This is a genomic window from Herbaspirillum sp. B65 (assembly GCF_000333555.1).
GTDB lineage: Bacteria > Pseudomonadota > Gammaproteobacteria > Burkholderiales > Burkholderiaceae_D > Herbaspirillum > Herbaspirillum rubrisubalbicans.
The window spans coordinates 1-8,510 of record NZ_BADI01001220.1 but is presented as its reverse complement, the minus strand read 5'-3'; the positions used below and the strand labels follow the sequence as shown (position 1 = coordinate 8,510).

Below are 8,510 nucleotides of genomic sequence, written 5' to 3'. Positions count from 1 at the left end.
CACCAGCGAACTGATCGCCTCCAAGGGTGGCAAGCGCGTGGTGGTACGCGATGCCGACATCGAGATCATCCCCGACTACAGCGGCCCGGCCTATGGCCTGCCGAGCCAGCAGACCATCGCCGCCATCCGCACCGCGGCCGAGATGGAAGCCATGCTGACCGATCCGGTATATGAAGGAAAATCCATCGATGGCCTGATCGACATGGCCAAGAAGGGCCATTTCAAGGGTCAGCGCGTGCTGTACGCCCACCTGGGCGGTGCACCGGCACTGAACGCTTATTACAAGGCCTTCGAAGATCCGGAAAACCTGACCAAACTGGCCCGCGAAGCCCGCTACAAGGAGTAATGGCGGCGCCCGGCCGGCTGGCCGGGTCGCGCTGTCATCGCTCGCCTCACCGCGCAAGCCCGGTCTGTACAGTGCAGATCGGGCTTGTGTTGTTTTTACCTAATTCTTCACCATGTGCCAGTGCGCTTGATCGGCATCAAAGCTCATCGAGCGCTTCACGCGTACCTTTCGCACATCCTCACTCGATAGGTAAAAACCGTGAAAAAAATCGTCACTTTCACTGCCGCTGTGGCAGCCCTGGCATCCTCCTTCGCAGCTGCTCCTGTGTTCGCTCAAGAAGCGCAAAGCCCTTGGCTGCTGCGCGTGCGCGCCGTCAATCTGAGCCCTGAAAACAAGTCCGACCAGGTCGGCGGCGTGGGCGCTTCGGACCGTCTCACCATCAACAACAAGGTGATTCCCGAATTCGACATCAGCTACTTCTTCACCCCGAACATCGCCGCTGAACTGATCCTGACCTATCCGCAAAAGCAGGACGTGCGCCTGGACGGCAACAAGATCGGCAGCTTCAAGCACCTGCCCCCGACCCTGACGGTGCAATACCACTTCATGCCTGAAGCAGCCTTCAGCCCCTACGTTGGTGCCGGTATCAACTACACCCGCATCTCCAGCGTGAGCCTGCCTGGCGGCCTGCAACTGGACAGCAGCAGCGTCGGTGGCGCCCTGCAGTTCGGCGCCGACTACAAGATCAACAAGAACTGGCTGATCAACTTCGACGTGAAGAAGGTGCAACTCTCCAGCGACGTGAAGGATGCTACCGGCACCAAGATCAGCAACGTCAAGATCGACCCGTGGCTGATCGGCATTGGCGTGGGCTACCGTTTCTAAGGTATTCTTGCCGCACCCAAACGGCGCGATCCGTCATCGATGATGACCGGTCGCGTTGTTTTTTGGGATAAGCGCTAACGTCCCCGCCACTGGCTCCGCGCCGTGCGCCACCTCTTGCAAGCCCCCATCGGCCCTTGCAACGTTAGCTGGAGCAGTCACCTGCGGCCTGCTCACCCGTCCACCGTTTGATAGTAGGAAGGTAATTACGATGTCGACGACTTCGCACCCCCATACCCCGGTTGCCCCCAGCGCACCGATGCCCCACCGCAAGGTGATCCGCTCCTGGGTGATTCCCATCAGCCAGCGCAGCACGGCCATTGCGCTGGCCTTGTCGGTACTGGATTTCTGCCTGTTTGGCGCCAGCCTGGCGGCCATCGTCTGGGCCCCCTGGCTGCTGGCCAAGATCGCGCTGGGCGTGGTCAATGGCTTCATCATCGGGCGCCTGTTCATCCTCGGCCACGATGCCTGCCACCAAGCCTTCACCCCCAATCGCAAGCTCAATACCTGGCTGGGTCGCCTGCTGTTCATGCCTTCGCTCACCCCCTACAGCCTGTGGGCAGTCGGTCACAACGTGGTGCACCATGGCTATACCAACCTGAAGGGTTTCGATTTCGTCTGGCAACCGCGTTCGCTGGAAGAGTTCCGCGCCCTGCCGCGCTGGCGCCAGCGCCTGGAGCGCATCTACCGCAGCGGCTTCGGCCCCGGTCTGTACTACATGATCGACATGTGGTGGAAGCGCATGTACTTCCCGTCCAAGAAGCAGATGCCCACCCGCCGTGCCGAATTCATTTGGGATGGCGTGCTGGTGACTGCCGTAGCAGCCGTATGGATCGCCGGCCTGGCCTGGGCCGCGCAAGCCACCGAGCAATCCTTCTGGACCCTGCTGGTGACCGGCTTTGCCATTCCGCTGCTGTTCTGGAAGGCCATGATCGGCTTCGTGGTGTATGTGCACCATACGCATACGTCGGTGGCCTGGTATGAAGACAAGATCACCTGGGCCGCTGCGCAACCTTTCGTCTCCACCACCGTGCACCTGACCTTTGGCCGCTATTGGGGCGCCTTGCTGCATCACATCATGGAACACACCGCGCACCACGTGGACATGAGCGTGCCGCTGTATCGCTTGAAGCAGGCGCAAAAGAAGCTGGAAACCATGCTGCCGGGCCGCATCGTAATCCAGCGCTTCTCGTGGCGCTGGTATTTCGATACCGCACGCCGCTGCAAGCTGTACGACTTCAAGCGCCTGTGCTGGACCGACTATCGCGGTCGTCCCACCAGTACTCCGCTGCCGATGCCGGAAGTGAGCAAGAACACCACTGAAGCCTGATGTCGATGGCTTGGGTTCAACCATTCAGGTAGCCACGAGGTATCTGAAGTTTCAATAACAAGACGGTCGCATGGAAGGGCATTCGCGGGTCCCCGGTAACCCCGTGATACCGCCCACTTTCCCCCATCAAGGCCGCTTCTCTTCCCTTTCTTGTGCGTCAGTGATGTTCATTTCTGACGTTTTTCAGCCAGAAAATCCGCTCTGACAGGGGCCGCGCCACCGATTCCGGTGAGTACTTCAGACATGTTTGATCTGGGACAAGAAATCCCGTCTGATTCGGGAATATTGTGCTTCCTATTGCGTTCCGCGCACTTAAAATCGAGTCATTCGATTGTCACAAGTCCGCCGGGAACATCGTATGAACCAGTCTTGCCACTCCACTACGCTGGCCGCTTCGGCCAATGCCGCCGCACCCATGACCCAATGCTCGTCGCTGACGTCCGCCCGCGAAGCCGCCGCCAGTTCGGCGCTGCGTAGCTGCACCGCCTGCGGTATGCACCAGTTGTGCCTACCCATGGGCCTGGACGAATCCGACATGAAACGCCTGGACAAGATCATCGGTCGCCGCAAGGTCGCGCGCGATGACTTCCTGTACCGCATCGGCGACCGCTTCACGGCGCTCTATGCGGTGCGCGTGGGCCACTTCAAGACCTACCAGGAAAACCTGGATGGCGACCGCCAGATCACCGGCTTCCAGATGCCTGGCGAACTGCTGGGCATGGATGCCATCAGCACCGAACATCACCAGTGCGATGCCGTGGCGCTGCAGGACAGCGAAGTCTGCGAAATCCCGTTTGCGCGCCTGGAACAGTTGTTCGGCCAGATCCCGCATCTGCTGCGCCACTTCCACCGCATGATGAGCCATGAGATCACCAGCGAACAAAACGTCATCATGCTGCTGGGGAACATGCGTGCAGAGCAGCGTTTTGCTGCCTTCCTGGTGAACTTGTCTTCACGTTATGCTGCACGCGGCTATTCCTCCACGCGCTTCCAGCTGCGCATGACGCGCCAGGACGTAGGCAACTATCTCGGCCTGACCATCGAAAGCATCAGCCGCCTGATCTCCAAGTTCCGCAAGCAAGGCTTGCTGGCCGTGGAACAGCGCGATGTGGAAGTGATCGACCTTCCGGCCTTGAAGCGCCTGGCTGCCGGTGTGGATGCCTGCAATGCGGCAGCACCTGCGGCGGCGACGGCAACAGCTCGCACCGGCAGCTAAGCCGGAGCGATCAAGGCCAGGAAGAAAAGGAACAGAAAAACAGTCCGGGGCGTTCAGCCCTGGGCGTAATGGCGCAGGCGTTCCCTAGGCAGCGCCCGGGTCAGCCGCACGGCCAGCAGGCCGCAGACGGCAAAACTTCCCCAGAAGCAGAAGAACCCGATGGTATAGGCGCCCAGCGCCTCCCAGTCACGGCCGGAGGCCATGGCCAGCTCCTCGGGATTGAACAGAGAAAAGAACACACCCTCGGCCGCAATGGCCATCAGGAAAGCCACCCAGACCACGATGGCGACGTTGCGTTGCTGTTTGCGCATGGCTGTCTCCTTAAAGCTTCATCCGCAGGTGGCCGGTCTTGAAGCCGGCTTCACTCCAGCTTAGCGCATTATTCGGCCGGTGCGTAGGCCTCCGCATTCATTTCGATGCTGCGCTGTTGCGGCCATGCCCAATTGCCGTGCAGGCGCCAGAGATGGCTGCCATCCTCGGCGACCAGGCGCCAGCGCGCCTGCTCCATCTCCTGCAGCGGCAGCGAGAAGCTGCCATCGGCGGCGGTCTGGACCATCAGCGTGCGGTCCTTGGCCGGTTGGGTGGGGTGCACCAGGCTCAGGATCAGGGTCCGGCCCTCTTCGCCGGCAGCCGGGGTCTGGCGCATCTGCAGGCGGCCGCGCAGCACCGCGGCGGCCGGATCATAGGCGATGCCAATGGAAGCACCCAGACGCTGGGCTTCATGGTCGCGGCGCAGATCCTTGTTGATGGCCTTGCCTTGCTTGTAATAATCGTCGGCCACCAGCGCATCGGCGCGCGAGATGGCCAGCCAGGCAGTAAAGATGCCGGCCACCACCACCACGGCCGGGCCCGACATCAACAGCCAGGGCCAGCGATGACGATACCAGGGAACGGCGGCAGCAAGCTTGGGGGAGATGGTTTGCATGATTTCCTCTCAAAGTGACATCAGTTCATTGACCACTGACCAGTGCATCAGCGACGCGGCACCAGGAACACCGCCTTTTCGCTGACCTGCAGCGCCGGCTGGTCTTCGGCCTGCAAGGCGATGTGAATCTTGTTGGAGCCGACCTCGCCAGCACCATGCGGCGCCCTCACCCGCACCGGTACCATCAGCGTCTGGGTGGCAGCCAGTTCGATGGGGTCGGCCGGATCGACCGTCAAACCATCGATGCCGCTGGCGCTGATGCGGTAGCGGTGACCGCGTTCGTCGGTGTTGATGACCTGCAGGCGATAGACGTTTTCGATGATGCCGTCCTCCACCTCACGCCCCATCGAACCACGGTCGCGGATCACATCCAGCTTCAAGGGTGTACGCACCACCAGGGAACCGAGGAAGACGCAAATGACCGCGCCCAGGATGGCGGTATAGATCAGGATGCGCGGGCGCAACACGCGACGTCGGATTTCCGGTGTCGAGAAGCCCTGCTCGATGGCGTTTTCGGTGGAATAGCGGATCAGGCCGCGCGGGCGCTCGATCTTGTCCATCACGCTGTCGCAGGCATCTACGCAGGCGGCACAACCGATGCACATGTATTGCAGCCCCTGGCGGATATCGATGCCGGTCGGACAGACCTGGACGCACATGGTGCAATCGATGCAATCGCCGGACTTGGCGCCGGCCTGCAGCTTGGCCGCCTTGGCGGCCGGCATCCGCGGTTCGCCACGGGCGGCGTCATAGGTGATGATGAGCGAGTCGCGGTCGAACATGGCGCTCTGGAAGCGGGCGTAGGGGCACATGTACTTGCACACCTGCTCGCGCATCCAGCCGGCATTGCCATAGGTGGCGAAGCCATAGAAGACGATCCAGAAGCTTTCCCACGGGCCCAGCGCGAAGGCGCCGATTTCCGGCAGCAGGTCACGGATCGGCGAGAAGTAGCCGACGAAGCTGATGCCCGTCCACAGGGCCACGCTGCCCCAAGCCAGGTGCTTGGCCGACTTGCGCCACAGCTTGTCGAACGACCAGGGCTGACGATCCAGGCGCATACGGGCGCTGCGATTGCCTTCGATACGGCGCTCGATCCACAGGAATATCTCGGTATAGACCGTTTGCGGACAGGAATAACCGCACCACACACGACCGGCGATGGCCGTGAAGAGGAACAGGCTGAAGGCACAAATGATCAGCAAGGCCGCCAGCCAGATGAAGTCTTGCGGCCACAGGACCAGGCCGAACAGGTAGAACTTGCGGGACGCCCGATCGAACAGCACGGCCTGGCGCTCGTTCCAGTTGATCCACGGCAGGCCGTACAACACCAATTGCGTCAGGAACACGCACAGCCAGCGCAGGCTGGCGAAGCGGCCCTGGATCTCGCGCGGGTAGATCTGTTCACGTGCGGCATACATGCGGATGACGGCATATTCATCCTTGCCATCCTTGCTGCCCTGGCCTGGCTGGCCCTCGGGGTTGGGTGGCGGGTCCCCTTCCTTGCCCTGCCGGGTTGTGGTTACGGCCTTTTCCATGATTTTTCCTGCTCTGCTTTCACTCTCTGCGCTCCGGCCCTGGACGGGAGCTGGAAGCGCAATCAAGAAACACGCCGGGGCCGCGCAGATCTGTGTCTGCGTCGGCCCCGGCGCGGGATTACTTCATCACGATGCCTTACTTGGCGGCGGCATTGCTGGGCTTGTTGGACAAGCTCCAGACATACGCTGCCAGCACATGCACCTTGGGTTCACCGAGGAATTCGCCAAACGCCGGCATGGTGTTGTCGCGGCCCTTGTTGATGGTTTCCTTGATGGTGTCGATGCTGCCACCATAGAGCCAGATCTTGTCGCTCAGATTGGGCGCACCGATGGCCTGGTTACCCACCCCACCCGCGCCGTGGCAGGCCGCGCAGGCCGCGAACTTGGGCTTGCCCAGCTCGGCCTTGATCGGGTCATGGGCAGAATTGGACAGGCTCAGCACGTAGTTGGCGACGTTATCGACATCCTGGGCGCTCCCCACGGCGGCGGCCATCGGCGGCATGACGCCATGACGCCCCTTCATGATGGTTTCCTTGATGATCTCGGGGGTACCACCATGCAGCCAGTCGTTGTCGGTCAGGTTGGGGAAGCCCTTGTTGCCGCGGGCATCCGAACCGTGGCACTGCGCGCAGTAGGTCAGGAACAGGCGCTCGCCGATGGCATGAGCTTGCGGATCGGCCGCCACCACCTTCAGGTCTTGCTTGAGGTAGTTGTCGAACAGCGGGCCGTACTTGGCTTCGGCCTTCTTCACATCGGCATCGTGCTCGCCGGTAGAACGCCAGCCCAGGGTACCGGGCAGGTTGCCCAGGCCGGGATAGGCGATCAGGTAGCCCACCGAGAAGAAGATGGTCAGGTAGAACAGCCACATCCACCAACGCGGCAGCGGGTTGTTCAGTTCAGTCAGGTCTTCGTCCCAAACATGGCCGGTGGTCGAACCGGGAATGGGCTGGTCACCCTTCTTGACCTTCCAGCTGGATTGCTGCCACAGCAGCAGCGCGCAACCGGCGATGCCCAGCACGGTCAGGACGATGATCCAGAGGTTCCAGAAACCATTGGTGAAATCAGCCATGGCGCACCTCCTTGTCATCGGCTGCGGCAGCCGGCTGGCCGATATCGCCATCGGCGAAGGGGATCATCTCGGCTTGCTCGAAATCGGCGGGCTTGTGGCCGACGTAGGTCCACCACAGGATGCCGGCAAAGGTGATGAAGCTGATCAGCGTGATCAGGCTGCGTGGATCGGTAATCATTTCAATCATGGTCTTATCTCTCCGCCTTGATCAGGATACCCAGGCCTTGCAGGTAGGCGATGAGCGCATCCTGTTCGGTCTTGCCGACCAGTTCGGCCGGGGCATTCTTGATGTCTTCTTCGGTGTACGGGTCGCCGATGCGCTTCAAGGCCTTCATGCGCGAGACGATGTCGTAATTGTCCAGCTTGGTCTGCTCCAGCCACGGGTAGGCCGGCATGTTGGACTCCGGCACCACGTCACGCGGATTGTGCAGGTGGGCCCGATGCCATTCGTCGCTGTAGCGGTTGCCCACGCGTGCCAGGTCAGGACCGGTACGCTTGGAGCCCCACTGGAAGGGGTGGTCGTAGACCGACTCACCGGCCACCGAATAGTGACCATAGCGCTCGGTCTCGGCACGCAGCGGACGGATCATCTGCGAGTGACAGTTGTAGCAACCTTCGCGGATGTAGATATCGCGACCTGCCAGGCGCAAGGCCGAGTAGGGCTTCAGGCCGGCGATCGGCTCGGTGGTCGATTTCTGGAAGAACAGCGGCACGATTTCGGCCAGGCCACCCACACTGACCACCAGCAGCACCAGGCCAATCAGCAGCCAGGGGTTCTTCTCAATCCATTCATGCGAAAACTTCATATTTCCCCCAATCAGTGCGCAGCGTTGGTCACGGCAGGAATCGGTGCGACAGCCAGTTCGGTGCCGCGCATCGTGCGCCAGGTGTTATAGGCCATCACCAGCATCCCGGACAGGTACATCAGGCCACCGACGAGACGGATGACGTAGTACGGGTAGGTTGCCTTGACGCCTTCCACGAAGCTGTAGGTCAGGGTGCCGTCGTCATTGACTGCGCGCCACATCAGACCTTGCATCACACCGGCGATCCACATGGCGGCGATGTAGAGCACGATGCCGATGGTGGCAACCCAGAAGTGGATTTCGATCAAGTCCTTGCTCCACATCTGGGTCTTGCCCGACAGACGCGGAATCAGGTAGTACATCGCCCCCATGGTGACGAAGCCGACCCAGCCCAGGGCACCGGAGTGCACGTGGCCGATGGTCCAGTCGGTGTAGTGGGACAAGGCGTTGACGGTCTTGAT

General features: G+C 61.3%; 10 protein-coding genes and 1 pseudogene. 4 read left to right on the top strand and 7 right to left on the bottom strand.

Annotated elements, in window-relative coordinates; translation table 11 throughout:
• The 4 genes and pseudogenes from I5W_RS28790 to fnr form a co-directional block, all read left to right on the top strand.
• A pseudogene (locus I5W_RS28790) lies at positions 1-346 on the top strand (pyridoxal-phosphate dependent enzyme); the annotation flags it as partial.
• A 198-nt stretch (positions 347-544) separates the two neighbouring features.
• Positions 545-1,171 (top strand): OmpW/AlkL family protein, encoded by a 627-nt coding sequence (locus tag I5W_RS28785; protein ID WP_017451552.1) that lies wholly within the window; start codon positions 545-547, stop codon positions 1,169-1,171.
• 256 nt (positions 1,172-1,427) lie between these two features.
• On the top strand, positions 1,428-2,498 hold the full coding sequence (locus I5W_RS28780; protein ID WP_044531822.1) for a fatty acid desaturase: 1,071 nt from the start codon (positions 1,428-1,430) through the stop codon (positions 2,496-2,498).
• A gap of 358 nt (positions 2,499-2,856) precedes the next feature.
• On the top strand, positions 2,857-3,714 hold the full coding sequence (gene fnr / locus I5W_RS28775; RefSeq protein WP_017451550.1) for a fumarate/nitrate reduction transcriptional regulator Fnr: 858 nt from the start codon (positions 2,857-2,859) through the stop codon (positions 3,712-3,714).
• Positions 3,715-3,767: 53 nt separating this feature from the next.
• Here the strand turns inward: fnr and I5W_RS28770 are convergent, their stop codons facing one another.
• The 7 genes from I5W_RS28770 to I5W_RS28740 all read right to left on the bottom strand — a co-directional run.
• A complete protein-coding gene (locus tag I5W_RS28770; RefSeq protein ID WP_017451549.1) occupies positions 3,768-4,025 on the bottom strand; it encodes a hypothetical protein in 258 nt (85 codons plus the stop codon).
• A gap of 68 nt (positions 4,026-4,093) precedes the next feature.
• On the bottom strand, positions 4,094-4,639 hold the full coding sequence (locus I5W_RS28765) for a FixH family protein (RefSeq protein ID WP_044531820.1): 546 nt from the start codon (positions 4,637-4,639) through the stop codon (positions 4,094-4,096).
• A 47-nt stretch (positions 4,640-4,686) separates the two neighbouring features.
• The gene (gene ccoG, locus I5W_RS28760) at positions 4,687-6,174 is read right to left on the bottom strand and encodes a cytochrome c oxidase accessory protein CcoG (RefSeq protein WP_044531819.1); all 1,488 of its coding nucleotides are present in this window, start codon (positions 6,172-6,174) and stop codon (positions 4,687-4,689) included.
• Between the two features lie 136 nt (positions 6,175-6,310).
• A complete protein-coding gene (gene ccoP, locus I5W_RS28755) occupies positions 6,311-7,243 on the bottom strand; it encodes a cytochrome-c oxidase, cbb3-type subunit III (protein ID WP_017451546.1) in 933 nt (310 codons plus the stop codon).
• On the bottom strand, positions 7,236-7,430 hold the full coding sequence (locus I5W_RS28750; protein WP_017451545.1) for a cbb3-type cytochrome oxidase subunit 3: 195 nt from the start codon (positions 7,428-7,430) through the stop codon (positions 7,236-7,238). Before I5W_RS28750 ends, ccoP begins: the two co-directional genes overlap by 8 nt.
• Before the next feature lie 4 nt (positions 7,431-7,434).
• Positions 7,435-8,049: a cytochrome-c oxidase, cbb3-type subunit II gene (ccoO, locus tag I5W_RS28745; RefSeq protein WP_017451544.1), complete on the bottom strand. Its 615-nt coding sequence runs from the start codon at positions 8,047-8,049 to the stop codon at positions 7,435-7,437.
• An 11-nt stretch (positions 8,050-8,060) separates the two neighbouring features.
• The coding region (locus I5W_RS28740) for a cbb3-type cytochrome c oxidase subunit I (RefSeq protein WP_044531818.1) at positions 8,061-8,510 on the bottom strand (450 nt) is incomplete at its 5' end.